A 25,636-nucleotide genomic window follows, 5' to 3' on the forward strand; every position below is an offset into this window, starting at 1 on the left:
TTAAAAGTGGTTTAGTAATTCCTTTAGCCGGGGAAATTAAAGAAGTGTCGGAAATATATTATTTAGAGATGAAGGAGTGTGGCAGGATGAACAACTTTTGGAACACGACGTCATTTGACGTCAACGGGATTCTAGGAACTCTCGGAAACATTTTAGGAGCACTTATCGTCTTCTTGATTGGATGGCTGATTGCGAAACTGATCGCAAACGGTATTCAAAAGGCATTGGAAAAATCGGGTGTCGTCAACAAATTGTCACCACAAAAAGAAGGTACACCACCACAAAAGAAAAAGTGGACGCCTGAAAAAATTATCGGGACAGTCATTTTCTGGGTCTTGATGGTTTTCGTTCTCATCCTCGTCTTTAACATCTTGAACTTGAACATCATCGCAGGACCGCTTGCGGATACGATGAGCACATTGCTCGCAGCGATCCCGAACATCCTGAAAGCAGCATTGATTCTTCTTCTTGCTTACGTCATCGCGGTCGTACTGCGCATGGTCATAGTCAAAGGCGGAACGAAATTGATGTCGAACGAAAAAGTCCGTTCGAACAAAATGCTTCAAGGTCAAACGGATCTTTCGAACTATCCGAAGATTGCAGGCGAAATCGTCTTCTATCTTGTCTTGTTATTGTTCCTACCGGGTGTACTGGGTGCGCTCAACATTGAAAGTGTTTCTGAGCCGTTCAGCCAATTACTCTCGTCGTTCCTTGGATTCATCCCACGTCTGATTGCTGCAGCAGCGATCTTCTTCGTCGGATTCCTCGTTGCGAAAATCGTTCGCGATATCGTCACGAACTTCCTGCATGCAGTCGGTACAGACAAATTTGCTTCACGCTTCAACATCGGTACAAACGAACAAAAAGATACAAAATCACTTTCTTCCATCTTAGGTACAGTCGTCTTCATCCTGATCTTAATCCCGATCACGATTTCGGCACTTGACCAGCTCAACATCAAAGGGATTACAGGACCAGCCATCAACATGTTAAATGATGTTCTTGGTATGATTCCGAACATCATTATCGGTGTCGTCTTGATCCTTGTCGGTCTTTATGTCGGTCGTTTCGTTAAGAAATTCGTCGCAGACCTCTTGTCACGCCTCGGTTTCAATAACTTAACACGCCACTTGAAAATCGGTAACTGGGATGCAAACAATGCCTCGACATCACCATCATCAATCGTTGGATCACTCGTTGAAATCGTCATCGTCGTCTTGTTCGTCGTTGAAGCATTCAATCTGATCGGTCTCAACTTCATGGTTGATCTCGGTCGCGCGGTTCTTGCTTTCCTTCCAAGCGTCTTGACAGCGATCATCATCTTGGCCATCGGTATCATCATCAGCAACTTGGTGAAACGCACGATGGACAGCCTGTTTGCTAACTCGGATTTAAAAGTTCTTTCAAGCGTCGCGAAATATGCCATCCTTGCTCTTGCTGTCTTCATGGCACTTGATCAACTTGGTGTTGCCGCTACAATCGTTAACTCAGCGTTCATCTTGATCCTCGGTGCTGTTGCTCTTGCTTTCGGACTCGCGTTTGGCTTAGGTGGCCGTGATAATGCATCACGTTACCTCGATCGTCTCCAGAAAAAAGCAGAGAATGCAGATATCGACACATCGAACCTGCCGTCAAACAACACATCGTCTGCTTCGACGAAGCCAAGCTTAAAAGAAGCAGCAAAAGGTGCCGCGTCAAAAGCAGCAGATGACGTCACACCAGATCAAGCACCAAAAGCTTCTAAACCATCATCTTCTACGAACGTGAACCCGACACACGGTACACCAAAAGGGGCACTTCCTGAAAATGATTTAGCACAACAAGACGATTACCCGATCGATCCGGACACACATCGTGGCCCGAACTTAGATCACCCGAATGATCGTCCGTAACATTAATAAAACTCCTTCACCAGCCAGTGAAGGAGTTTTTTAGTGCGTTAATACATGGCTGCATATTTGTATTGTAGTAAAATAACAAAACTGGTTTGACCAATTTGTGAAAAAAAACAGAAACTTTTGCTTATAAAAGCTGACATCCTTTGTTATGATGAAAAGGTCAATTAGAAAAATGATTTGAATATTCAGAAAAAAGAGAAAGTTCGGAGGGTGTTTTATGAGTTTGCTTCGTAAGAAAGATGTCAGTGTGATGATGGATCAAAAGAGCCATTCCAAACTGGCGCGGCATTTATCAGGCTTTGATTTAGTTTTACTTGGGATTGGTGCAATCATCGGGACAGGGATCTTCGTCCTGACCGGAACAGGAGCGTTGTATGCAGGACCCGCATTACCGGTTGCCTTTATTATTTCTGCTATCGTCTGTGCATTAGCAGCTCTCTGTTACGCCGAGTTCTCATCGATGATTCCAGTCTCGGGTAGTGTTTACACGTACACCTATGCCACGATTGGTGAACTGGTTGCCTGGATCATCGGTTGGTGTTTGATCCTGGAATATGGTTTAGCATCGAGTGCCGTTGCAACAGGCTGGTCCGGTTATTTCCAGTCGTTGTTATCCGGATTCGGTGTCAGTCTGCCGACAGCATTAACAGCAGCACCAGGTGCTGTACCAGGCAGCGAAACATTCTTTAACTTACCGGCGTTCCTGATCTTGATGGTCATCACGCTGTTGCTCTCAATGGGAATCAAGGAAACAAAACGCGTCAACAATATCATGGTTCTTGTTAAAGTAGCCGTCGTTGTCTTGTTCATCGTCGTCGGCATCTGGTATGTCGAGCCGGGCAACTACACGCCGTTCGCACCGTTCGGTATCAGTGGTGTCCTGCAGGCTTCAGCCATCGCCTTCTTCGCATACCTCGGTTTTGATGCCGTTACGTCAGCGGCAGAAGAAGTCAAAGATCCGGGCCGTAACTTGCCGATCGGGATCTTGGGATCACTTGCCATCGTTACCGTACTATACGTCGTCGTATCCGCCATCATGGTCGGAATCGTACCATTCAAACAATTTGAAGGGGTCGACAGCCCGGTTTCGTTAGCCTTAAAAGTAGCAGGTCAGGACTGGGTCGCAGGTTTCGTCGACTTAGGTGCCATCGTTGGTATGACAACTGTTATCCTCGTCATGACATTTGGTCTGGTTCGTCTCCTGTTCGCGATGAGCCGTGATGGATTATTGCCGAAAATCTTCTCGGACGTGAATGAAAAATCACATACGCCTGTCAAAGCAACATGGATTCTTGGTACGACTGCCGGTTTGATTGCTGGGTTCGTTCCGCTCGGTACACTGGCAGAATTGATCAATATCGGAACACTCGCAGCATTCGCTCTGATTTCAATTGCCGTCGTCATCTTACGGAAAACGCGTCCTGATCTGAAGCGGGCGTTCAAAGTGCCATGGGTTCCATTCTTACCGATTCTTTCCGTCCTTTCCTGTATCATGTTGATGTTGAACCTTCAAACATTCACATGGATTGCTTTCTTCATCTGGACCGCAATTGGCCTACTTGTCTACTTCGGATATGGAAGAACACGCTCAAAACTGCATTAATAGCACTTATGCCATCCAGGACCGCTTCTGGATGGTTTTTTATTTACTTCTGGCAGGAATGAACATCGGAAAAGGCGAACGGTTGTAGGGAAAGGGGCGATCCGAAATGATTCATATTAAACAGGCACCTGATACAGAAACAGCATATTTAGTCATGAAGGAAGGTTTCAGCGATTACATGATTCCACTAGGTCTTTCACCTGAAGTGTTTCAGGAACGAATCTTAGAACGTGACGGCAACCAACTGGAACATTCGTTCATTGCCTATCACGGGGAACGACCGGTCGCGATTTGGTTGAACGGGCTGAAGACCATCAAGAAAAAAACGGTCATGCGTTGTGGGGGACTGGCGGTCGATCCGCAGTACCGGCGTCTTGGAATTGCCAAAGCCTTGTATGAAGCACAGCTGAGTTATGCCAAATCTTTGAATATCGATTGCTTGATGCTTGAAGTCATTCAAGGAAATGAGCCGGCGATTACCTTATACGAGAGTTTCGGTTATCAAACTGTCAGTGAACTCGGTTATTTTCATAAAGAAGAACAGGGACAGGTTGAACCGCTTGTTGAAATTGATCAAGTGGCTTTTGAACGGCGGTACATACAGCAGGACGAATACATTTGGCAACAGGATCCGGGCGTTATGAAACTGGCGAAAGCCCGTTACTACGAACTCGATGGTGCCTTTATTGCCGCAGTCAATGAATCAATTTTTGCTATTTTGACAGATGAGGAAGAAGTTGCCCGGGTCGCGACCGAAGCAACACGCCGATTGGCAGGTGAACACTATCATCTGCAATCAACGAATCAGCAGGTGTGGGAAGAATTACTCAAAGCCGGTTGGAAACAACGGGACCTCAAACAATTCATCATGCAAAAACCAATCAGTGTCTAAACAAACGGGATCTACAGAACGGCCATTGAGGCGACTCTGTAGATCCCGTCTTTTGTTACATCCATAAGCTGATCATGACGATGACGGCAAAGATCACGAATAAGATACCTGTGCCACCAAGCATGACCAACATGATTTTGTTCATCATAAAACATCCTCAAATCTGTAGAAAACTACGTTTTTGTATGACTGAGCCTTAAAAATAGAAAACCAAAATCAACCTACGTTCGTATACTCCAATAGATTGATCTTCAAGAGACTAGTGAGTACCTGGTTACGATTGGTTCAGATAATCCTCAATCATCACGCGATGCGAGCCGACGATCTGCTCCGGTAAATCGGTCAGAGGGAAATACGTTAACGCAACACTTTCTTCGCTGATGCGCAAGGTTCCGGTCGTTTTGGAAGCGACATAAGCCAGCGTGACGCTTTGAAACACATCACCGTTCGCAAGCGTCGTGACATAGTTTTTTCCGGAATAGACACCGAGTAACGTCAAGTCTTCAGCGACAAGACCTGTTTCTTCCAACAGTTCACGGCGTGCAGTTTCGTCTGTTGACTCCGCCCATTCCATCAGACCGCCCGGCAGTCCGAACCGGGCTTGTGTTTCATTGCGTTGTTCAAGTAAAATTTGGCCGTTCGTGACGACAAGCACGACGGCACCGACTAGAATCAGCGGGGTCTGTCCGATTTGCTTTCGGAGTGTCTCGACATAACTCATCGCGGCACCCCTTGATGAAACGGACAGCCGGTTGGCTTGGTTGTTTTTTCAACAGTCGCAGAACGGGCAAAGAAATTCGGACGCTTGACGGCCGGATCGAAATCTTTGTGGAAGACATGCGTCGCGGCACCGCTCATGGGCGGTACGAGCCAGGACCATTCTCCGGTTACGTCCCGTTCACAGGCCGCTTCATTTTTTTCGAACCGGGCAAATTGTTTCGTCGCCGTATGATGGTCGACAATCGTCACGCCGGCCCGTTCAAACGAATCAAGGACGGCGTAATTGAGTTCGACGAGTGCCCGGTCTTTCCATAATGACCGTTCGCGGGATGTGTTCAGTCCAAGTTGCTCCGCGACCAGCGACAAGAGGTTATACCGATCAACATCGGCCAAATTTCTTGCGCCGATTTCAGTCCCCATGTACCAGCCGTTAAACGGGGCGCACGGATAGGAGATACCGCCGATTTCAAGACGCATGTCAGAAATCATCGGGACAGCATACCATTTGACGGTATGGTTTGCGAACAAGTTAAAATCAGGATGTTGAATCGTGACTTCAAGCACCAGTTCATCCGGAATCGGATGCAGACTGACTTGTCCGTCGAGTTCGATCAGTAACGGCAGAAGATCAAAGTCGGTTCCTTGTCCACTCCATCCGAACGACTCACAAAGCGAGGTGAATGCAATGGATGCCGGATCACCAATGATACCATCCAGGGTGTCGTAACCGGCATAACGGATTAATTGATGGTTCAAGATGCGGACCCGGTCGGGATCAAAAATCGTAATCGTCGAACGGATCCGTCCATCATTGGTTGCATACTCCATATGATGAAACAAGGTGTCGCGGATCGATTCCACAGTCAGGGCATCCCGGGCGTCAATGACGTGAAGTTGCTCCCAAAAGAGGCGCCCGATACAGCGGTTGCTGTTCCGCCAGGCAAGTTTTGCTCCATAAGTCAGTTCTTGAAGCGTTTGAGTATACGTACCTGTCCGCAAAATTTCTTCGCGGACTTCGTGCAGACGATGTGTTTCTTGCGGGTATTGTTCTATATAGTCATGGAAAAAGCTTTCGGCTTCTGTGAGTAAAGTAGACACGGCGTAAATCCTTTCTTCATCCAACACGACGATTGTTCTTGCTTCAGTGTACCGTTTGCTTGAGCGTTGTGCCAAACGATAATCGCTAAACACTTACTTACAAGTTCAAAAGACGTTAAAAGTTTGAAAGTAGTGTCGAAAGGGGGATAGAGGAAAGAACTATTTGAAAGTGAGGAAATTGTTATGTCATTATTAAAACCTGTATTTGCCCGTTTTTTTGGCGAAGCCTTTTTTGATAAATCGGCTCAACTCGCCTATTATCTGATGTTGTCCTTATTCCCCTTTTTGTTATTTGTAGTTGGATTAGTATCCTTTTTACCGTTCACATCAGGAGACGTCCTTGATTTAATCCGTCCGTTCGCTCCGGCGGAAACATATGAATTGATCCGGAAAAACGTCGTCGGAATTTTTGATGACAGGGGATTGAAACTCGCCTCGATCAGTTTCCTGGCAGCCTTTTGGCTCGCTTCGATGTCGGTGCAGTCATTGGTTCGATCATTGAATGATGCGCTGGAAGTAACGCGGAAAGTGCCGTTTTGGAGAGGGTTACTGCAGGACTTCGGTTTTACGGTCGGCATGATGGTTATTTTACCGATGTCGCTTCTCGTTCCGGTTGCTGAAAAGTTAACGCGGCGTTTCATCACGCATTTTGCCATCGTCAATGATGTCGTCACGAACTACTCCTGGATTTGGTTTTTATTCCGTTGGGGACTCGGATCACTGTTCCTGTTGGTCTTCTTCATTCTGCTGTATCGTGTTCTGCCGAGCGTCCGGTTGACAGTCCGTCAAGTCTTGCCGGGTGCGTTGTTTGCGACAATCGCCTGGCAGGCTGTTTCTGAATTCTTCTCGTATTACGCGGAATTCGGCAGTTACGACCGTCTGTATGGACAACTGGCCGGAATTATCGTCCTGATGACGTGGTTCTATTTGTCATCTGTCGTCCTGATGCTCGGTGGATTGATGAACGCCGAACGGATGCGTCAAAAGAAAGAAGCGAAAGTCTTAAAACCTGAAAAAATCAAACAAGAGACTGTCCGTTAAGGGCAGTCTTTTGTTTGACGTTGAATTACTTTTTGATAGAAGAATACACCGATCAAACCGGTCGTAAACAAGGCGAGCAGAAGTAACGAGAGTTGTTCATAGTGCGTAGTTTTTAAGAACACGCTGGCTGCAACGGCGGCATAAAAACTGCCCAGACTCTTTTTGACGAATTGACTGCTGAAGAGATTGAGGAATGATGCGCCAAGCGGCGAGCCGATGATTGCTCCGATGATTAAAGCAATCCCTAAAGCAAGCGGAGCCTGTGTACCTGACATGAAGTAACTCGTAACGCCGCCGAGTACAATCAACGTAGCTGCCGCAATACTTGTTCCGATTGCTTGCTTAAGCGGGAAACGAACCCATCCCATCAAGAGTGGTGTCAGTAAAAATCCACCGCTGACACCCATCAAAGACGACAGGATTCCGGCAGCGGCACCGATTGCGACCAGTTTATAAAACGAGGCATGCGGCACAGATGTCTCCCGAACCACTTTTTTATCCGGTTTCAAAAACTGAATGGCAAACAACAGGAGCAGGACGATGTAAAGGGTGGAGATGACCGTATCGGCACCGCTGTGCCGTTCCATCCAAAAGACGACAGGCGTAATCGCAGCGGAGCCGATGATACCGGAAACGCCAATCGTGACAGCATCCCGAAGGTGAAAGTTATTTTGACGGAGATGGGCAAAGGTGCCTGTCACCGTCGAACCGAGTGTCAAAAGCAAACTTAAGACGATGGCGGTGCTCGGGGTGTATCCTAATATCAATAAAAGAGGGGTCAGGATGATGCCCCCGCCGATTCCGAAAAAACCGGATAGAATGCCGATTGCGGCTCCGAGTACAAGAAAAAGTAATAAATCCAAGAGTGTTCCTTCTTTCTATAAAGTGATACAGATGACTCTACGGGGAAAGTAATGATTAGGAAAATGAATTATACTGATCGCAACGATTAGAAAAATAAATGAGGGGAATCTATGAATTTTAATGAACTGAAGACCTTTGTCGCGTTGGTCGAAACAAAACATTTTACGAAAACAGCGGACCGCTTATACATTTCGCAGCCGACGGTCAGTCTCCATTTAAAACATTTGGAAGAACATTTTGGACAAAGTTTAATTCATCGCCATACCTTTAATAAAACGATTGAAATCTCGGAAGCGGGATGGATTGTGTACCGGCATGCCAAGGAAATTTTGCACCAAGCGATCCGGCTCGAGCAGGAAATGGATGAGTTGGAAGGCATTACACGCGGGACGCTCAGAATCGCGGCCACACATACGATCTACGAAGCGATGTTAGAAGAGATGATTCACGACTTTTTGCTGGTCTATCCGGATGTTTCCGTCGATGCGCGCGTCATGAATCAGGAACAAGTCGAACAGGCCTTGCTCCATTACGAGATTGATTTAGGTATGGTAGAAGGACTGCATCGCTCGCACCAAATCGAAGCCATTCCTTTTGCGACAGATCGACTGCGCATCATCGGTCATCATCATCTGGTTCCGGAACAGGCAACCTGGATTTACCGGGAAGAGGGATCAGCCGCACGTTTAGCACTGGAAACGTGGTTGCAGACACAAGCAATTGTTCCGAAGCGGATAATCACGGTATATTCCAACCGGTTAATTAAACAGTTAATCAAAAATGGAACGGGGATTTCGATTCTTTCGGAACGTTTGGCGGGAAGCCTGCTCGAATCAGAACGGTTTCAGACATATGATGATTCGCAGATTGATCCAAGGATGTTTCAATTCATTACGCTTAAAGGAGAGACAACCCGTCTGTCCCAAAAATGGATCAATCAACACGGTGGATCCGACTAAAAACTTTTTCGTTGACATATACCCCTGTAGGTATTATTGTATGGAATGTAGCCATTAGGTATGACACAGGTCACACGGAAAAAGGAGAGTGTTCTTCGCATGGAAAAAGTGTATGAAGACAAAATCATTCACCGGATGAACCGGATTGAAGGTCAGCTTCACGGTCTTATCCGGATGATGAAAGAAGAAGCGTCCTGTAAAGATGTTGTCACTCAACTCAGTGCGACACGAAGCGCGATTGATCGTGTCATTGGACTTGTCGTCAGTGAAAATCTAATTGAGTGTGTCACGAATGACGAAACCGACGATAACCATGAACAGGCTGTAGCAGAAGCGGTTCAACTATTACTGAAAAGCAGATAAAAAATTTTACAACGATTAATACCCTTAGGGGTAAAATAGATGGAGGAATTTTTCAGATGTCAGAGATTAAAAAAACAACGATTGTATTGTTCAGTGGAGATTACGATAAGGTCATGGCAGCGTATATCATTGCCAACGGAGCAGCCGCTTACGACCACGAAGTGACGGTTTTCCATACATTCTGGGGATTAAACGCGATGCGTAAAGACGAGCCGATTCAACCGAATAAAACACTACTTGAAAAAATGTTCGGTAAATTCATGCCGCGCGGTGCCGACAAAATGCCGCTCTCAAAAATGAACTTCGGTGGTGCCGGTCAGAAGATGATCAAAAACGTCATGAAAAAACACAATGCGATGCCGCTTCCCGATTTAATCGAACTGGCGAAAGAACAGGATGTAAAACTGGTTGCTTGTACGATGACAATGGATCTGCTCGGCTTAAAGCAGGAAGAACTGCATGATGGGATCGAATATGCCGGTGTCGCAGCGTACCTCGCGGATGCTGAAGACGGAAACGTCAACCTGTTCATCTAATTTCGAGGAGGACTGATGCAAGTGGATATCCTGAACATCGTATTTCTAGTGATTGTTGCCTTTCTCGCTTACCGGATGTTTGCACCGACAAAAGGTGTCAACAAACTGTCAGCAACTGAACTGAAACAGCATTTAGGTGACCGTAACCGATTTTATTTGGATGTCCGGACACCGGGTGAGTTCAAAGGAAATCACATTAAAGGATTTAAGAACATTCCGCTTCAAATATTACCGTCTCAACTTGACAAGATTCCGAAAGACAAAGAAGTCATCGTAATCTGTCAAAGCGGAATGCGTAGTAAACAAGCGGTCAAACAATTAAAAAAAGCCGGATACAGCCACGTAACAGAGGTATCAGGCGGAATGAATGTTTGGCGTTAAAAAACACGAGGAGGAATAACAAATGAAACGATTCACAGCAAAAGAAGTACAGGAAAAGCTAGAGAGCGGAGAACAACTTAACATCATTGATATCCGGGAAGTGGACGAAGTCAAAGAAGGAAAAATTCCGGAAACAATTCATATTCCACTCGGACTCGTTGAATTCAAAATGAATGAACTTGATAAGAAAAAACAATACGTCATGGTCTGCCGTTCAGGTGCCCGTAGTGGCCGTGCAGCCACTTATCTTGAGGGACAGGGATTTGATGTCATCAATATGGATGGCGGTATGATGGCATACGAAGGTAAAACCAACTAATTTTTTTAATCTTAATTATACCCCCATAGGTAAAAGGAGCGAATACTTTTGCAGACAATCAAAACAGATATCGTACTCGACGCACGTGGCTTAGTTTGCCCGATGCCGATCGTCCGAACGAAAAAAACGATGAAGACACTGGAACCGGGTCAAGTCGTAGAGGTTCAAGCGACAGATAAAGGATCGACGGCCGATCTCCGGGCCTGGGCAAACAGTACAGGCAACCAATACCTCGGAACGATTGAAGACGGCGATGTTCTGCGTCATTACGTCCGGAAAGCTTCCGGTAATGATCAGGAAGTGCCGGAGTTCGAACAAATCGTCAATAACGAGACGGTCGAAGTTGCTCGTCAGAACGCGGATACGCTTGTTCTCGATGTCCGGGAAACGGCAGAATATGCGTTTGCACATATTCCTAGTGCGGTAAACATTCCGCTGGGTGAACTGGAAGAACGTATCGAAGAACTCGATATGTCTAAAACGATTTATGTGGTCTGCCGAACAGGCAGCCGGAGTGACTTGGCTTGCCAACAACTCGATGCTAAAGGATTCAACGTTCAAAATGTCGTTCCCGGTATGAGTGACTGGGCATTTGATACAGAAAAAAACGTTTAATCCGTAAATTACTGTCAGGAGGAAAGACAAAGATGGCACAAGCAATGACAACAAAAGAAGTGACGCAAAAAATCATTCGCCGCGAAAAAATGTTTATCTTGGACGTCCGTAATGAAGACGCATTCCAGGACTGGAAGATTGAAGGCGAACAGTTTTCCTACTTGAACGTTCCTTATTTTGATTTACTTGATGGTGTCGAAGACATTTTAGACCAACTGCCGACCGATCAAGACGTGCTCGTCGTCTGTGCGAAGGAAGGATCGTCCATTTTTGTCGCGGATTTATTGAAAGAAGCAGGACGGACGGTCTCGTATCTTGCAGGCGGGATGAAAGCCTGGAGCGAACATCTCGAGCCGATTTCACTCGGATCATTAAATGAAACCGGGTCAGATTGTGGAGAAGTCGTTCAGTTCGTCCGGATCGGGAAAGGTTGCCTGTCTTACATGATCATCTCGGAAGGCAAAGCCGTCCTCGTGGATGCCACACGTATGACAGATATCTATCTCGACTATGCAAAAGAACGTCAGCTTGAAATCACACATGTATTTGATACACATCTTCATGCCGATCACATTTCCGGCGGACGTGAGATTGCGGAAAAAACAGGCGCAACATATTGGTTGCCACCAAAAGACGCTACAGACGTCACGTTTGATTATGAAGCGCTCGAAGATGGAAGCCACGTTCAGGTAGGAGATACACAAATTGATGTACGGGCCCTTTATTCCCCGGGACATACAATCGGGTCGACTTCGTTCGTCGTCGATAATCGTTATCTCCTGACGGGCGACATTTTGTTTATTGATTCCATCGGACGTCCTGATTTAGCCGGTCTCGCAGAAGACTGGGTCGGTGACTTAAGAGATTCGCTCTACAACACGTATCGTGAACTATCGAAAGACCTGATTGTTCTGCCTGCCCACTTCATGTTAATCGAAGAATTAAACGAAGACGGCAGCGTCGCGGAAAAACTGTATGTGTTACTTGCCAACAATCATGGCTTGAACATCGAAGACGAAGAAACATTCCGGAAAATGGTGACAGAAAACTTGCCGCCGCAACCGAATGCGTACCAGGAAATTCGAGAAACAAACATGGGGAAACAGACACCGGATCTCGAAGCACAACGTGAGATGGAAGTCGGTCCAAACCGCTGTGCCGTTCGCTAAACTAAAAAAATTACTTCAGGAGGAATTACAATTATGAAATCAGAACTCGTATTAGATGCAAAAGGACTTGCATGTCCAATGCCAATCGTCAAAACAAAAAAAGCAATCACCGGACTCGAATCCGGTCAAATCCTTGAAGTCCATGCAACGGACAAAGGGGCAAAAAACGATTTACAAGCATGGGCAAAATCAGGTGGCCATGAGCTTGTGAAACACGAAGAAGAGGCCAGCGTCTTAAAATTCTGGATCCAAAAAGGGTAATTCAAGTTACAGGAGGGCTGGAGACAGTCCTTCTTTTTCAAAAGGAGTGAATCGAATGGAAATCGGGTTTATCATTACCATTTTTTTGATTGGATTTGTCGGATCCTATATTTCCGGAATGCTCGGAATCGGCGGTTCAATCATCAAATATCCGATGCTGTTATACATTCCGCCGTTGCTCGGATTCGCTGCCTTTTCGGCCCATGAAGTGGCGGGAATCAGTGCCATTCAAGTCTTTTTTGCGACGATTGGCGGCGTTTGGGCTTACCGGAAAGGCGGTTATCTCAACAAGTCATTAATCGTAAGTATGGGTGGCGCCATTTTAAGCGGAAGTTTCCTCGGTGCCTACGGTTCAAATGTCTTGGCGGAAGATACAATCAATATCGTTTACGGAATACTGGCGTTAACGGCAGCGGTCATGATGTTCGTACCGAAAAAAGGACTGGATGATATTCCGCTTGATCAGGTCCGGTTCAACAAAACAATTGCAGCGAGTAGCGCGTTCATCGTCGGAGTCGGGGCAGGAATCGTCGGTGCGGCAGGAGCATTCTTACTTGTTCCGATTATGCTCGTCGTTTTAAAAATCCCGACCCGGATGACGATTGCTTCGTCGCTCGCGATTACCTTTATTTCGTCAATCGGCGCAACGGTCGGAAAGATTACGACAGGGCAGGTCGACTGGGGACCGGCTGCCATCATGGTCGTCGCCAGTCTGATTGCGGCACCGCTCGGCGCAATCGCCGGAAAAAAGATGAATACAAAAGTCCTGCAAATCATTTTGGCTGTCCTGATTTTAGCGACAGCCGTCAAAATCTGGCTCGATATTTTATGAAAGAGTACAAAAAAGCGATACTTTGCTTGTACATCAGCAAAGTATCGCTTTTTTTGATGAAGCTACAAACGGCTTTTTTCAATGACATCAACAAGTTGCCGTTCGACATCGAGTGCGACTTGTTTTAACTCGTCTTCTTCGACCAGACCAATCAGTGCCGTTGGACGCGGCATTCCGATTTTCGTCTGTCCATCTTCCGTATAAACAGCGAGCTTACACGGTAAAAAGTAGCCGGCCCGACGTTCCGCCGACAAGACACGATGGGCTTCCTTTGGATTACAGACTTCGAGGATATGGTATCGGTCTTCAAACGGTAACTCTTTTTCAGCAAATTTTTTCGCCAAATCAAACTCCCATAAGACGCCAAAGGAAACCTCGGCAAGTGCTGTTTTGAGACGTTCGATTGTTTTCTCCGTTGAATGATTCGAGTTGACTGTGTAGTCAAACATGAATACCCCTCCCGGTTTTTTTTAATGTCTTAAATTTATTTCCCTCTTTTGACAGGATGAATCGTCTTTTTTGAATGTGCCGAATGAGAGCAGACCGGGCGACAAACTGTGGGAAATCAAGGTACATTAGAAAAAAGACATCCGTCAGACAATGGACGACGTAAGCTTAAAAAAGGAGGCGGAGGGGGATGAAGAAACGAATGTTGACGATTTTATCGGTCGTAGCATTGATTGCAATCATGATTGGCGGCTACTTTGTCTTTCAGCAACAACAGGCAAAATCGAGTGGGAGCAAAGAACTGACCTATGCCAAAGAAGAAACGGCGATTCTCGCAGGCGGTTGTTTCTGGTGCATGGAGCCGCCGTTTGAAGAGTTAAAAGGGGTCAAATCCGTAATTTCCGGTTATACCGGTGGAGATGTGAAAAACCCGACGTATAATCAAGTATCGGCGGAAACAACCGGACACCGGGAAGCCGTTTTGATTACATTTGATCCGGCTGTTATTTCCTATAAACAGTTACTTGATGTCTACTGGCGCCAAATCGATCCGACCGATCCGAACGGTCAATTCGTCGATCAAGGCGAATCATATACGACGGCAATCTTCTATACAAATGCGGAACAAAAGCAGATTGCGGAACAGTCGAAGAACGAATTAGCTGAGAGCGGAATTTTTGATGAAAAAATTGTCACACCGTTGATTGAAGCGGGTCCGTTTTATGAGGCAGAAGCGTATCATCAAGACTATTACTTGAAGAGCGAAAAGAAATATAAATTTTACCGGGCTGCATCCGGACGTGATGAGTTCATCAATCGATATTGGAAAGATCAACCAAAACTGGACTTACCGAAGTATTCAAAATTGACCGATGAACAAATCAAAGCGAAGTTGACGGATATCCAATATAAAGTCACTCAGGAAGACGGGACAGAACCGGCTTTTGATAATCCGTATCATGATTTAAAAGCGGACGGGATTTATGTGGATCTGATTTCCGGTGAACCGCTGTTTTCTTCTAATGATAAATTTGATTCGAAAACCGGCTGGCCGAGCTTCATTCGACCGTTAGAAAAAGGAAATATCATTGAAAAAAGTGACTTTGCATTAGGGATGAAGCGGATGGAGGTCAGAAGCCGGCACGGAAATGCGCATCTTGGACATGTCTTTAACGATGGTCCTGAACCGACTGGTTTACGTTATTGTATGAATTCAGCTGCTTTACGGTTTGTGCCGAAAGCCGACCTCGAAAAAGAAGGTTACGGTCAGTATGCTTCCGAATTTAAATAATCAGCTAAAAAGGGATTTTTCACTTTCGTGAAAAGTCCCTTTTCTTTCGAAAATGTAAGGTGACCGCATTAAAAATAACTATCCATTTTATCCAAATATTGTTTATACTAGACACAATGTAAGATCATATCTTGAGGAGGAACATTGTGAAAAAGTTAACGATTTGGCTCATGCTGAGCTGTTTGATTCTGACGCTCGGAATCGGACCATCAGCTGTTAAAACAGCAGCGGCAAATGAATTGTCGGAAGCTGTCTTATTAAAGGCAGGACAGGAAACGCTTCTGGAAACAGGAACGAATAAAACGAATACATATTGGTATAAGGTCGATCATCAAGCCGGGATTGAAAAAACGGCGACACATTTTGAATTATCGATTGATACGGATCAGCCGATCGAAGTAACGGCTTACCCTAGTCAAGAGATGGCATCAAAAGATGAGACATTTGACCGTTACCGCGGATATGCAGAACCAAACGATAAGGACGTCACAAAAATCGCTGTTCCGTATGCATGGGACGGACCATATTACGTCAAAGTCGATTATTATCCGGAAATCGAAGAAGATAAGACGGTCAAACCAGCAAATGTCAACTTGACGTACAATAATGTCAAATTGGCTGTCGAATATGAGCCAATCAGCGATATCAGCTGTATGGCGGAAGAAGCACTGAAACAAACATCGGACGAAAAACCGATGCTTGCCTTGATGCATGCGATTCAAAAACAAGTGTTGAGCCAGTCGGAACAAGGACGCAGTTTAACGTCGTTGTACTACAAGGCATCACCATACGTCGTCAAAACCTTGTTGTTCAACAAAGACAAACGGACACAAGCATATGAAGATTTAAAATCACTGAAGCCGGCCATGTCTGCTCTTGTCAACGGTACATCATACACATTGACGAAAACCGATCAAGCAGCGGTCAACCGTTTATACGCGTTGACTCGTGACGCATCACCGGAAGTCATCGCAACGGAAATCAATCAAGTCGCGAAAACGGCGAACATTGAAACAATTGGTGGATCCAATTTGACGGATGCCTTCAAACCATTTGGTATTCAAGTGAAATCAGAAGCTAAAACACGGTTCATCGTTAAGCTGAAACCGGGTCATACAGAGCGGACGATGAAAATCGCCGGTACACAGGCAACAGACGTTGAGAAGTTATCGCTTGGTAAAACAGGTCAGTTTGTCATCGTCACGGAAGATCCGACGGTTAAAAATCAGTCGGCAGCAGTCCTGAAACAATCGTTGAAAAAATCAAGTGCTGTTGAGTATGTCGAAGAAGTTCAGACATACCGAGCAACTGGTGACATCAACTATGACTACCAATGGTCGCTCAACCAAAAATCGAGCGTCGAACAGTTCCCGGATGCGGGAATCGGATTCGAAAAATTCCTGAAAAACAATGCAGGTCAAAAGTTGAAACCAGTCACGATTGCAGTTATTGATACAGGGGTGGATTACCGCCTGAAGGATTTACAAGGGAAAGTTGATATTGCCCAGGAAAAGAACTACGTCGATGTGAACGGGAACGGAAATGCACTCGACGATAACGGTCACGGAACACACGTCTCAGGTGTGATTGCAGCAGCCCTTGAAAATGATTACGGCATTCGCGGCATCCATCAATCGGCGAAAATTCTTCCCGTTAAGGTTTTGAACGCCAACGGTGAAGGGGAAACGGATGCGATCGCACTCGGAATTAAATATGCAGTTGATCACGGGGCAAAAATCATCAATATGAGTCTTGGCGGCGGTGAAAGCCGGACGATGGCATATATGATGAAATATGCGGCAGATCGCGGTGTAACGGTCGTCGCAGCGTCAGGTAACGAATACGATATGTCCGTTGGTTTCCCGGCCAGTTCAGAATACGCCATTTCTGTCGGAGCGACAAATCCGCTCGGTATGGTTGCTGATTATTCGAACTACGGCATCGGACTCGATGTTGTCGCACCAGGTTCAAAAATTGCAAGTCTTGTTCCGGACGGTAATACCGTTTATATGGACGGAACAAGCATGGCGTCACCGCACGTCGCAGCCGTTGCCGGAATTCTTGCGTCACTCGATTCAAAATTGACGCCAAAACAAATCGAGTCGATCTTACGGACAAGTGCTGAACCGCTTGCCTTTGAGAATCCGAACGATTGGTACGATGATGAAGACGAAGATATGGAAGATGAGTATCCACCAGGATATGAAAAAGAAATGACACCGGACTTCCCGGCATTCGTCAGCCCGGTATCGGGATATGGAAAAGTCAACATCACACGTGCGATCTCGCAATTGCACCTAAACGGAAAAGTGAACCCGGTCTATGACAACCAGCTTGTTGTCAGCGGACAAGTTAAAACGGGTACAAAAGTTGAAGTTTGGTCGACGAAAAAGTTGACGGATACAAAAGACACGGCAAAAATGTTGGCAAAAACAACAGCAACAGCCGGTAAATACAGTGTGGCGATTCCCCGTCAGGAAAAAACATCTGTCTTGACGATTCGTTATGCGAACGGTCTTGACGTGACATCGGAACGGACGGAAGTTTTGCCAGGGAAAGCGCCGGCTGCACCGAAAGTCAACCGTGTGTTGGCCGGAGCAACGAAAGTAACCGGTACAGCCATCATCAATGGTAAAATTACAATTAAAGATTCAAAAAAGAAAGTAATCGGAAAAGCCGTTGTCGACAGTAAAGGGAAATTCACGGTCAAAGTCGCGAAATTAGCCCCTAATGCCCGTCTTGCGATCACGGTAAAAGATATTGCCAACCGTTCGAGCAAAGCGACCGTCATTACGGTTCTTGCTCCGCCAGCTGCACCGAAAGTAAAGCCGGTGACAGCCGGTCAAACGAAAGTAACCGGTACAGGTGAGAAAAAAACGCATGTGTATATCCAAAATGCGAAGAAAAAAGTCATCGCCAAAGGAGCCGTTACTTCTAAAGGAACGTTTTCTGTGAAGATTAACAAACAAAAAGTAGGAGCGAAGCTGTATGTTTATCTCAAAAATGACTTGAAACAAACGAGTACGAAGACAACAGTTGCCGTCAAAAAAGCGAAGAAATAAGTCTTAAAAGCACCCTTTTTCGGGTAAAACGAAAAAGGGTGCTTTTTTTTGATGGGTTACCTTATTTTTAAAGTATTTTTTTTGAAAATATGTTACTTTTAATTGATTAAACTATTTTTTAAAAAGCATCATTCAAAGCGAATGATGAGGAGGATATTTCATGATTAATTGGATTCGGAGACGAATCGGACGTCAACTACTGGCAGTGTTTTATGTAGTCCTATTTTTGGTTTCGATTACTTCCTTTTTTGTCTATGATTATATGGAAGAACGAATTGAATCCTCTCGCTCTGATCTCGAAGTCATCAGCGAACAAAACCAACGTGCGGATACATTATGGGATAACTGGCAAACCGTCCAGTTTGGGCTGCGCGGCTTCGTTATCTTTGGTAACCAGGAACGCTTTGATGAAATTCAAGAGTTACGTACGGAAATCAAAAGCGAAACGGACTGGTTTATGCGTAAAGCCAAAACGGATGAAGAAGAAGAATTTGCCGCCCAAATGACGAATCTATATGATTTGTATTATGGAGCTTTGTTTCCATTAACCCAGTCGTATGTGAATGAAAAAAAGGCGAATCAAATCAATGAAGACTTTTTACAAGGGGACAGCTTATTTTCTTTGCCAATTGCTAAACGATTAGTCGAGCAAGGTCAATTAAAGCCAACAGCTGACGGCTCGCTTGATGTTACGCCTGACATTGAAAAAGCATCTTCGGCATTAGAGGAATACCGTGATAACTTGCAACAACAACAGGACGATGCTGTCATGAATTTGCGGAGTGAAGTCACTAAAACCCAATGGATTTGGATCTCGAGTATCTTTGTCCTGATTATCTTTATATTACTGTTTGTTCATCCGTTCCTGAAACGAATGACGAAACAGTTATTACGCCTGATTGAGGACAATCGAAAGCTGTCACGAAACGAGCCGATTGAGATGGATGTCATGGAGCGGCGGACAGATGAGATTGGCATGTTGCGCTCATCCTTTAATCAGATGGCTGTGACGACCAATCTACACAAAGAAGAGATGCAGAATAAAAACGAAGAGTTACAGGCACAGAGTGAAGAATTACTGGCCCAACAAGAAGAATTACAATCGCAACAAGAAGAACTCGAAGAGGCATATCAGGCGACGAAACAAAACGAAGAGAAGCTGAAGATGCGCAGCGAATTAACGGAAGCACTCGCTGTCCGGGAAACGGTCGAATCGTACCCGGCGATTGTTCAAAAAATGTTGGATATTACGTCTTCCGAGTATGGCGCTTTATTATTGTATGACAATGGCGTTTACATCGGTGCGACGACGAACGGCATGAAGATACAACAGATTCAATCCTTACTGGATGATGAGAATTCCTTATTGAACCGGATGCGGTTAGGGACGAAAGTCGTTCAGTCGGAAAAGCGGGTCTCACGAACGGACGATACACCGTACAGCTTTAGTACACATGAAGTCGCCTTGCCGATTTACGATCCATCAACAAACCAATTGATGGCTGCTGTCTATATGGTTCGATACCAATCACCGTATCAGTCTCAGCATCTAGCGGACATGCGTGATTTTTCTCAGCAGATGACTTTATCCTTATTACGGACGCGTTCGTATGACGAGATGAAACAGGAAAAACAAAAAACCGAGCAGGTCCTCGACTCAATCCGGGAAGCGATTATCTATCTGGAAGACGGAAATGATGAATTATATGTCAATCGTCCGTTGTTCGAACTGATACCAGAATTGCAAACCGAATTTACGACGGACCGGACTTTATCGTCGGCCAGTTATGTGATTGAAGTGATGCGTAATATCGTCGATGATGTCGAACGATTTAACGATTACTTAGACTTGATACGTTCTGGAGAAGTTTCTCCGGATAAAGTTCAATTTGATGTCCGTGGTAATTCGGCACATCTTGAAGTATATGCAGAACGAATCGATATTGAAGGTGGCTGGAAAGGGGTCATCCTCGTCATCCGTGATATTACCCGGGAAACAGAAGCGGATCGTCTGAAGACAGAACTCGTTTCGACGGTGTCTCACGAATTGCGGACTCCCTTGTCTTCGATTTACGGATTCACGGAATTGATGCTCAATCGGGAGATTGATGCGATAAAACAACAGAAATATTTGTCGACGATTCATAATGAAACGGAACGGCTGTCGAATTTGGTGACCGATTTCCTCGATGTTCAACGGATGCAATCCGGTGGACAACGTTACCAAATGGCTCACCTTGATTTGTATTCGATCGTCGATCAAGTAATTGGTGTCTATAAGGCGTCAAACGGACTTCACGATATTCAACTTCACGTGTTGAGTGTAGAACGACCAGCGATTATTGGAGACGAAACACGGATTAAGCAGTTGCTGAACAATTTAGTCAACAACGCCATCAAGTATTCACCGGACGGTGGACAGGTTGACATTACAGTCAGCGCGGATCAAGAAAATGCGACGATTCAGATTACCGATCACGGTATCGGGATTCCACAATATGCCTTTGCCCATCTGTTTGATAAATTTTATCGTGTGGATAATTCAGATACACGACGAATCGGGGGTACGGGACTTGGTCTTTCGATTTGTAAGGAAATCGTCAAAGAACATGACGGTGTGATTCATGTCGAATCAACTGTCGGAAAGGGAAGCACCTTTACGGTCGCCCTGCCGTTGCACGCATTGGAAAATGTCTAATCCAAACAGGTATCGGATTGCTTCGGCAACCGGTACCTGTTTTTGTTTTACAATAATTTTTCAATCGCTGAGAAAAAACACAAGACGTTCAGTGAATATTTAAATATAATGAAAAGATAGTTAAAAAACAGAAAGATTTGCCGATAAACATATAGGACAAACGAACTAGGACAAAAGAAAGGGCGTGGACGATGCATAAACTAATCTATACCATCATCGGCGGATGGGTGATGTCTCATTTGTTATGGTTAGGAATCGTCGGTACATCATCGGACCTTTCGAGAACAGGGAACAGCCTGTTCATGATTCTAGGCGCTGTCCTTTCGACGATCATGTTGGTATTAGCGGCGCGGCGTCATCCGAATCGTCCATTTACGCAACGTCTATTTTTACTGCTCTTATTCGGAAATATGTCGCTGGCGATTGGCGAAACGTTAGAATTGATCGTGTCCCAACAGCACTTGGAACGTTCCGGAATATTTGATGGAATTGATTTAATATTCAGTCTGCAAATCGGATTTTATTTGCTGGCTTTTTGTTATTTTTTAATCAGTCGCCGTTCAGAAGTGAATTTACGATTTTTCCTATTTGATGAACTCATCATTTTGATTGTGACAGGAGCGATTTCCTGGCATTATCTCGTCACGCCGTATTTGGAACAGGCGGAACTGTTCAGCATGGAAACACTGTTGTTACTCCGTTATCCATTAGGAGATCTGCTGTTACTGGGTGGGATGTTAATCCTGTTCTTTGGTGTCATGAAACGTGAAAACAGTATCCCGCTTCTGATGATATTGATTGGTTTTCATCTGCAATTAATTGCGGATTTATTATACGTCATTTTGGATCGAACCAATTTTCCGATTTCTTTGATGTGGCTGGATCCGATTTGGATTGCGACCGTCTTATTAATTGGCGGGGCGGGACTGATATTCGACGTTGGTGAACAGCCGATCGGATTTAACGTCAACCGGCGGATTCTAGACGGGATTCGTCTCGTGACACCGTATGTCTTCCTGTTGATTTTGTTTGTGACAATGGCACGTCAAGCCGTCAGTTGGAATGGTTTGACGATTGGTTTAATGATTGCCATTCCTTTATTGATTTCAAGGCAGGTTCGGATCGTGATGGACAATCAACGGTTGCGGGAAAATCTTGAGGCGAAAGTCGAGGAGCGGACGGCAGCACTCGAACAGGCATTGGAAGAGATGGAGCATATGGCCTATCATGACGCACTGACGAATTTACCGAACCGGTATTTGTTTGCCCGCTTGTTCAAAGAGGAACTTCGCCGGGCGGAAATTCATCAACGATTTGTCGGTCTGTTTTTCATCGATATTGATCATTTTAAGCAAGTGAACGATACATACGGCCATCAAATTGGAGATCAGTTGATCATTGATATCGCCAACCGTCTTGAAAAAAAATTGCCGCATAATACGGTCATCTCCCGACAAGGCGGGGATGAGTTTGTTTTACTGTTATTTGATGTCAAAGACGAATCGGACATCGAAGCATGTGGCCGACAGCTGGTTCAGTTATTCGAACGGCCGTTCATTCTGAAAGACACGCCTGTCTTCATGACGGCAAGTATTGGCGGCGCTGTTTATCCGACGCATGCGACCTCCCGGACAGCTTTGATCGAACAGGCGGATGTCGCGATGTATGAAGCGAAGCGGCGCGGGAAAAATCAATTTCATGTGGAAGTCTGAATAAAGCAAAGAGTCCCTGACAACTGTCGGGGACTTTTTTTGACTCATTTCATCTTACTCAGTAATTTCTCCAAAGCGGTCGGATTAGTCACCTGCTCATTGCAATGGTCACTGTCGATACAAATATAATTTCCGATTGCCCGGTATTGATCAGCTGATTGATTCGTCCGGGCGGAGACAAGGGTGACATCACTATATTGATTGCAGATTGTACAGATGCCTTTTTGAATCGTCGGAAGATACGTGCCTTCGATTCCAATCCATTCTCCTTTTAAAAGATAGACAAAAAATTTCTTTTTATTCCCGGTGTCGTTCCAACTTAAATAGGTCGTCTTAAGAAAATCGATTGAGTGAAGGGGCGGATGCCGTAACTTTTTCGTTTTTCGAAACAGTTGCTGCAGTTGCTGTTCGGTAATCGACGGGAAAGATTGGACGAACGGTTGGATATCCTCGAGGTACCGGGCGGAATCCGTCTCGGTTTGAACGGTTCGAACTACCATCAATAACGCCTCCTGTTCGGCAGTCAAAACCGGAAGCAAATCAAAGATTTTTTTAGAGGCACTGTAAATGACGGCGTCCCGGACGTCGGGATCATGGACGGTACCCAATTGCTGAATCATCGCATCGACCTGACCACGGATGAAATTGTACTGAAATGGTTGAATGAAAGGTTCCATAAGATATCGCTCCCTTTGTAATTCTTTATTCACGAAATCGGTTTCGGTGAAACGGTATTTTTTTGTTTTCTTCATGTAACACCCGGGAAATAAATACCTGAGGAGGTGTACAGGAATGCAATCATTGACCGGACTTCGCCTGTTAAATTTAATCAGCTTTTTATTTGTCCTTTTAGCACGTGTCGTCTGGTATGAACCGCCGACGGGAGAGCCTCTTGCCATCGTGCCGGCATCGTTTACGGATGCGGTGTTTGGTGTTGTCTATACGACTTTGCTGATTTGGTGTATCCGGCCTGTCCAAGCGTACCCGGCTGACCGGACATTAATTTTTGATATCAGCGGCTGGTTTATATTGACGATGCTCGGATACGGAGCGAGTAGTATCGTCGGTCCTCCATGGGAACTTGTATTGACAACGATTTCGTTTATCAGTTTATGTATCATCTATATGAAAGTACAACATCATCCGAACCGTTCCCCGTGGATGCGTTCTCCTTTTTCCGTTTTTCTTGCCTGGTCGAGTATCCAGATATTAATTTTACCATTTCGTATTCTGCGTGATTTCCGGTTTGAAGATTTGTTTGGGCTGACGACATCCGAGTGGGTGACCGTCATGTTAATTTTATTTGCCTGCGGCATCGTATTTTTTATTTTCGTGCATACTGACTGGGTATTTGGTCTTGTCATGATTTGGTATTATGTCGGTCTGTTCTTTAATGGACGTTTAACGGACTTTCAACAAGGCGTGACAGTCATGAGCGTCATAGCAGTCCTGGTGGCGGTAGTTCTTGTCTTTCGGAAACGGGACCGGTTGTTTGCGCAAGAAAAAAGACCGGTTTCTTAAGAAAGCGGCAGTTGGTGTCATTGCTTTTGGTTTTTTGGGGTATATCCCTTATAGAAGTATAAAAGGGGGAAATGACCAATGGGGAAAAAGCAGTTGATCGGAACATATGATAATGAGACGGATTTGATTCGTCAGATTGAAGACTTACACTTTGCCGGATATCTGGAAGAAGACTTATACATCGTCCTGCAAGATAAAACCGATATGGCGATGTTACGCGGCCAATCGGCAGCACAGCTTGTTTCAGGGAAACGGACGTTATTCGAACGATTTACTGGAAAGCCGGTAACGGAAGAAGAAACCCGTGAAGCCTTCCAATCGTTAGGGCTGCCGGAAGGCGACATGGAACGACATGTGACAAGCGTCAAACACGGGTCTTATGTTCTGTTGGCGGATGAAGAAGGGGCAAGACGTCCTAAACCAGAACCCCAAAGTATTTTAGAGAGTGAACCGGAAGGCATTGAGGCTGAGCGGAAGCTTGACCATGAAAACCGGGCACTTGAGAACGAAAACGACCGGATGTTGTAACCGTGCCAGAGTGGAAAGGGTGAACGACGATGGATAGCCATTATCACACGATTTTAGTAGCAGTCGACGGCTCCAAAACAGCAGACTTAGCTTTTGAAAAAGCCGTTCAGTTCGCGAAACTCGATCAAGCAAAACTCGTCATCACACATGTCATCGATATTCAAACCTTTGCGAATGTCCGTGCGAACCAGCGCTTCATCGATCAAAATGTCACGGAGTACGCCCAGGAACTCCTTGATAAATATCAAAAACGGGCGGTCGAGGAAGGCGTAGCGGAAGTTGAACTGGTCATCGAAAGCGGATCACCGAAAACATTAATCCCGAAAGTCATTGCACCGCGTGTCGGGGCAGGGCTGATTGTCTGTGGCGCTGTCGGAATGAATGCAATGGAACGAATCATGATCGGGAGTGTCTCTGAAAACATTACCCGTTATGCGAAGTGTGATATCTATATCGTTCGCCCGAAAACACTCAAGTGAATACCACACAAACAGGCTGTTTCGATGAAGAATCGAAGCAGCCTGTTTGATGTTCAGTGATGTTTTTAAGTTAATAAATAATAAAAAATGCCTAAGATGATCAAAATAACCGGCAACAAGACTAGATACATCCAGGACATGTTTTTGGCTGTCTGGCTGTTGCTGTACGTTTCTTCGTTTCGACTCTGTCCGACCATTACTGTAAAAATAAGTCCAAGTACACAGATTACTAAAGCAATCCAAAATAAGACGGTCATGTTTAGCCCTCCTTCAGTAAGATAAATCCTCTCTCCCATCATAACGAAAATTGGATTTACATGTCAGGATAATTGTGACAGTTTGGAGTT

General features: G+C 45.2%; 26 protein-coding genes. 20 read left to right on the forward strand and 6 right to left on the reverse strand.

Translation table 11 applies throughout. The features are described from left to right. Positions 1-86 precede the first annotated feature (86 nt). The 3 genes from KNP93_RS12560 (at position 87) to KNP93_RS12570 (ending at position 4,393) form a co-directional block, all read left to right on the forward strand. The gene (locus KNP93_RS12560) at positions 87-1,892 is read left to right on the forward strand and encodes a mechanosensitive ion channel (protein WP_214855560.1); all 1,806 of its coding nucleotides are present in this window, start codon (positions 87-89) and stop codon (positions 1,890-1,892) included. Between the two features lie 223 nt (positions 1,893-2,115). After that, positions 2,116-3,501 carry a branched-chain amino acid transporter BcaP gene (bcaP, locus tag KNP93_RS12565; protein ID WP_214855562.1) on the forward strand — a complete coding sequence of 462 codons (1,386 nt, stop codon included), beginning with the start codon at positions 2,116-2,118 and terminating at the stop codon, positions 3,499-3,501. A gap of 106 nt (positions 3,502-3,607) precedes the next feature. Then, entirely contained in the window at positions 3,608-4,393 is a 786-nt protein-coding gene (locus KNP93_RS12570; protein ID WP_214855564.1) for a GNAT family N-acetyltransferase, read from the forward strand. Between the two features lie 274 nt (positions 4,394-4,667). Here the strand turns inward: KNP93_RS12570 and KNP93_RS12575 are convergent, their stop codons facing one another. Further along, positions 4,668-5,114, reverse strand: a complete 447-nt coding sequence (locus KNP93_RS12575; protein ID WP_214855567.1) for an NUDIX hydrolase — start codon at positions 5,112-5,114, stop codon at positions 4,668-4,670. Continuing rightward, positions 5,111-6,211, reverse strand: coding sequence for a nitric oxide synthase oxygenase (locus KNP93_RS12580; protein ID WP_214855570.1), 1,101 nt, complete (start codon positions 6,209-6,211; stop codon positions 5,111-5,113). The genes KNP93_RS12575 and KNP93_RS12580 overlap by 4 nt, the downstream gene beginning before the upstream one ends. A 183-nt stretch (positions 6,212-6,394) precedes the next feature. On the opposite strand from KNP93_RS12580, the gene KNP93_RS12585 reads away from it, so the two are divergent. After that, a complete protein-coding gene (locus KNP93_RS12585) occupies positions 6,395-7,252 on the forward strand; it encodes a YihY/virulence factor BrkB family protein (protein ID WP_214855572.1) in 858 nt (285 codons plus the stop codon). Here the strand turns inward: KNP93_RS12585 and KNP93_RS12590 are convergent. Next, positions 7,249-8,115 carry a sulfite exporter TauE/SafE family protein gene (locus KNP93_RS12590; protein ID WP_214855574.1) on the reverse strand — a complete coding sequence of 289 codons (867 nt, stop codon included), beginning with the start codon at positions 8,113-8,115 and terminating at the stop codon, positions 7,249-7,251. The genes KNP93_RS12585 and KNP93_RS12590 overlap by 4 nt on opposite strands. A gap of 111 nt (positions 8,116-8,226) precedes the next feature. Here KNP93_RS12590 and KNP93_RS12595 point away from each other — a divergent pair, with 111 nt between their 5' ends. From KNP93_RS12595 to KNP93_RS12635, 9 genes are all read left to right on the forward strand, one after another. After that, positions 8,227-9,075: a LysR family transcriptional regulator gene (locus KNP93_RS12595; protein WP_131503354.1), complete on the forward strand. Its 849-nt coding sequence runs from the start codon at positions 8,227-8,229 to the stop codon at positions 9,073-9,075. Between the two features lie 99 nt (positions 9,076-9,174). Then, positions 9,175-9,438: a metal-sensitive transcriptional regulator gene (locus KNP93_RS12600; protein ID WP_214855576.1), complete on the forward strand. Its 264-nt coding sequence runs from the start codon at positions 9,175-9,177 to the stop codon at positions 9,436-9,438. 56 nt (positions 9,439-9,494) lie between these two features. Continuing rightward, on the forward strand, positions 9,495-9,974 hold the full coding sequence (locus KNP93_RS12605; RefSeq protein ID WP_131973341.1) for a DsrE/DsrF/DrsH-like family protein: 480 nt from the start codon (positions 9,495-9,497) through the stop codon (positions 9,972-9,974). Positions 9,975-9,989: 15 nt separating this feature from the next. Then, complete coding sequence (locus KNP93_RS12610; protein WP_131503356.1) at positions 9,990-10,355, forward strand: rhodanese-like domain-containing protein; 366 nt, start codon at positions 9,990-9,992, stop codon at positions 10,353-10,355. Between the two features lie 22 nt (positions 10,356-10,377). Next, complete coding sequence (locus tag KNP93_RS12615) at positions 10,378-10,674, forward strand: rhodanese-like domain-containing protein (RefSeq protein WP_214855578.1); 297 nt, start codon at positions 10,378-10,380, stop codon at positions 10,672-10,674. A gap of 48 nt (positions 10,675-10,722) precedes the next feature. Further along, a complete protein-coding gene (locus KNP93_RS12620; RefSeq protein ID WP_214855580.1) occupies positions 10,723-11,289 on the forward strand; it encodes a sulfurtransferase TusA family protein in 567 nt (188 codons plus the stop codon). Positions 11,290-11,321: 32 nt separating this feature from the next. Then, complete coding sequence (locus tag KNP93_RS12625) at positions 11,322-12,458, forward strand: MBL fold metallo-hydrolase (RefSeq protein WP_214855582.1); 1,137 nt, start codon at positions 11,322-11,324, stop codon at positions 12,456-12,458. Between the two features lie 33 nt (positions 12,459-12,491). Next, on the forward strand, positions 12,492-12,719 hold the full coding sequence (locus tag KNP93_RS12630) for a sulfurtransferase TusA family protein (RefSeq protein ID WP_131503360.1): 228 nt from the start codon (positions 12,492-12,494) through the stop codon (positions 12,717-12,719). 55 nt (positions 12,720-12,774) lie between these two features. Continuing rightward, entirely contained in the window at positions 12,775-13,551 is a 777-nt protein-coding gene (locus tag KNP93_RS12635; RefSeq protein WP_131503361.1) for a sulfite exporter TauE/SafE family protein, read from the forward strand. Between the two features lie 62 nt (positions 13,552-13,613). Here KNP93_RS12635 and KNP93_RS12640 read toward each other — a convergent pair whose 3' ends face one another. Next, the gene (locus tag KNP93_RS12640) at positions 13,614-14,000 is read right to left on the reverse strand and encodes a DUF302 domain-containing protein (protein WP_131973338.1); all 387 of its coding nucleotides are present in this window, start codon (positions 13,998-14,000) and stop codon (positions 13,614-13,616) included. A gap of 188 nt (positions 14,001-14,188) precedes the next feature. Between KNP93_RS12640 and msrB the strand changes: the two genes are divergently transcribed. The 4 genes from msrB to KNP93_RS12660 all read left to right on the forward strand — a co-directional run bounded on the left by msrB (position 14,189) and on the right by KNP93_RS12660 (position 22,761). Continuing rightward, positions 14,189-15,289, forward strand: coding sequence for a peptide-methionine (R)-S-oxide reductase MsrB (gene msrB, locus KNP93_RS12645; protein ID WP_131973337.1), 1,101 nt, complete (start codon positions 14,189-14,191; stop codon positions 15,287-15,289). Positions 15,290-15,435: 146 nt separating this feature from the next. Then, entirely contained in the window at positions 15,436-18,351 is a 2,916-nt protein-coding gene (locus tag KNP93_RS12650; RefSeq protein WP_214855585.1) for a S8 family peptidase, read from the forward strand. A 160-nt stretch (positions 18,352-18,511) separates the two neighbouring features. Continuing rightward, on the forward strand, positions 18,512-21,049 hold the full coding sequence (locus KNP93_RS12655) for an ATP-binding protein (protein ID WP_131503365.1): 2,538 nt from the start codon (positions 18,512-18,514) through the stop codon (positions 21,047-21,049). Positions 21,050-21,240: 191 nt separating this feature from the next. After that, entirely contained in the window at positions 21,241-22,761 is a 1,521-nt protein-coding gene (locus KNP93_RS12660; protein WP_214855587.1) for a GGDEF domain-containing protein, read from the forward strand. Between the two features lie 44 nt (positions 22,762-22,805). Here KNP93_RS12660 and KNP93_RS12665 read toward each other — a convergent pair whose 3' ends face one another. Continuing rightward, positions 22,806-23,438, reverse strand: coding sequence for a FusB/FusC family EF-G-binding protein (locus tag KNP93_RS12665; RefSeq protein ID WP_214855589.1), 633 nt, complete (start codon positions 23,436-23,438; stop codon positions 22,806-22,808). Between the two features lie 115 nt (positions 23,439-23,553). Here KNP93_RS12665 and KNP93_RS12670 point away from each other — a divergent pair, with 115 nt between their 5' ends. The 3 genes from KNP93_RS12670 (at position 23,554) to KNP93_RS12680 (ending at position 25,289) form a co-directional block, all read left to right on the forward strand. Next, complete coding sequence (locus KNP93_RS12670) at positions 23,554-24,282, forward strand: hypothetical protein (RefSeq protein ID WP_214855591.1); 729 nt, start codon at positions 23,554-23,556, stop codon at positions 24,280-24,282. Positions 24,283-24,360: 78 nt separating this feature from the next. Further along, complete coding sequence (locus KNP93_RS12675) at positions 24,361-24,810, forward strand: general stress protein (RefSeq protein ID WP_188005103.1); 450 nt, start codon at positions 24,361-24,363, stop codon at positions 24,808-24,810. 29 nt (positions 24,811-24,839) lie between these two features. Beyond that, positions 24,840-25,289 carry a universal stress protein gene (locus tag KNP93_RS12680; RefSeq protein WP_114597045.1) on the forward strand — a complete coding sequence of 150 codons (450 nt, stop codon included), beginning with the start codon at positions 24,840-24,842 and terminating at the stop codon, positions 25,287-25,289. A 65-nt stretch (positions 25,290-25,354) separates the two neighbouring features. On the opposite strand, the gene KNP93_RS12685 is transcribed toward KNP93_RS12680, so the two are convergent. Further along, the gene (locus tag KNP93_RS12685) at positions 25,355-25,546 is read right to left on the reverse strand and encodes a hypothetical protein (RefSeq protein ID WP_012369273.1); all 192 of its coding nucleotides are present in this window, start codon (positions 25,544-25,546) and stop codon (positions 25,355-25,357) included. Between the last annotated feature and the right edge of the window lie 90 nt (positions 25,547-25,636).

The organism is Exiguobacterium sp. s166 (assembly GCF_018618855.1).
Classification (GTDB): domain Bacteria; phylum Bacillota; class Bacilli; order Exiguobacteriales; family Exiguobacteriaceae; genus Exiguobacterium_A.

What these genes read in the sequence shown, in the direction of transcription:
- KNP93_RS12605 (WP_131973341.1), top strand. Translation starts at nt 9,495, where the DNA reads ATGTCAGAGATTAAAAAAACAACGATTGTATTGTTCAGTGGAGATTAC.
- KNP93_RS12630 (WP_131503360.1), top strand. Translation starts at nt 12,492, where the DNA reads ATGAAATCAGAACTCGTATTAGATGCAAAAGGACTTGCATGTCCAATG.
- KNP93_RS12680 (WP_114597045.1), top strand. Translation starts at nt 24,840, where the DNA reads ATGGATAGCCATTATCACACGATTTTAGTAGCAGTCGACGGCTCCAAA.
- KNP93_RS12640 (WP_131973338.1), bottom strand. Translation starts at nt 14,000, where the DNA reads ATGTTTGACTACACAGTCAACTCGAATCATTCAACGGAGAAAACAATC.
- KNP93_RS12615 (WP_214855578.1), top strand. Translation starts at nt 10,378, where the DNA reads ATGAAACGATTCACAGCAAAAGAAGTACAGGAAAAGCTAGAGAGCGGA.
- KNP93_RS12635 (WP_131503361.1), top strand. Translation starts at nt 12,775, where the DNA reads ATGGAAATCGGGTTTATCATTACCATTTTTTTGATTGGATTTGTCGGA.
- KNP93_RS12570 (WP_214855564.1), top strand. Translation starts at nt 3,608, where the DNA reads ATGATTCATATTAAACAGGCACCTGATACAGAAACAGCATATTTAGTC.
- msrB (WP_131973337.1), top strand. Translation starts at nt 14,189, where the DNA reads ATGAAGAAACGAATGTTGACGATTTTATCGGTCGTAGCATTGATTGCA.
- KNP93_RS12575 (WP_214855567.1), bottom strand. Translation starts at nt 5,114, where the DNA reads ATGAGTTATGTCGAGACACTCCGAAAGCAAATCGGACAGACCCCGCTG.
- KNP93_RS12585 (WP_214855572.1), top strand. Translation starts at nt 6,395, where the DNA reads ATGTCATTATTAAAACCTGTATTTGCCCGTTTTTTTGGCGAAGCCTTT.
- KNP93_RS12670 (WP_214855591.1), top strand. Translation starts at nt 23,554, where the DNA reads ATGCAATCATTGACCGGACTTCGCCTGTTAAATTTAATCAGCTTTTTA.
- KNP93_RS12665 (WP_214855589.1), bottom strand. Translation starts at nt 23,438, where the DNA reads ATGGAACCTTTCATTCAACCATTTCAGTACAATTTCATCCGTGGTCAG.
- KNP93_RS12560 (WP_214855560.1), top strand. Translation starts at nt 87, where the DNA reads ATGAACAACTTTTGGAACACGACGTCATTTGACGTCAACGGGATTCTA.
- bcaP (WP_214855562.1), top strand. Translation starts at nt 2,116, where the DNA reads ATGAGTTTGCTTCGTAAGAAAGATGTCAGTGTGATGATGGATCAAAAG.
- KNP93_RS12610 (WP_131503356.1), top strand. Translation starts at nt 9,990, where the DNA reads ATGCAAGTGGATATCCTGAACATCGTATTTCTAGTGATTGTTGCCTTT.
- KNP93_RS12625 (WP_214855582.1), top strand. Translation starts at nt 11,322, where the DNA reads ATGGCACAAGCAATGACAACAAAAGAAGTGACGCAAAAAATCATTCGC.
- KNP93_RS12660 (WP_214855587.1), top strand. Translation starts at nt 21,241, where the DNA reads ATGCATAAACTAATCTATACCATCATCGGCGGATGGGTGATGTCTCAT.
- KNP93_RS12595 (WP_131503354.1), top strand. Translation starts at nt 8,227, where the DNA reads ATGAATTTTAATGAACTGAAGACCTTTGTCGCGTTGGTCGAAACAAAA.
- KNP93_RS12685 (WP_012369273.1), bottom strand. Translation starts at nt 25,546, where the DNA reads ATGACCGTCTTATTTTGGATTGCTTTAGTAATCTGTGTACTTGGACTT.
- KNP93_RS12675 (WP_188005103.1), top strand. Translation starts at nt 24,361, where the DNA reads ATGGGGAAAAAGCAGTTGATCGGAACATATGATAATGAGACGGATTTG.
- KNP93_RS12600 (WP_214855576.1), top strand. Translation starts at nt 9,175, where the DNA reads ATGGAAAAAGTGTATGAAGACAAAATCATTCACCGGATGAACCGGATT.
- KNP93_RS12655 (WP_131503365.1), top strand. Translation starts at nt 18,512, where the DNA reads ATGATTAATTGGATTCGGAGACGAATCGGACGTCAACTACTGGCAGTG.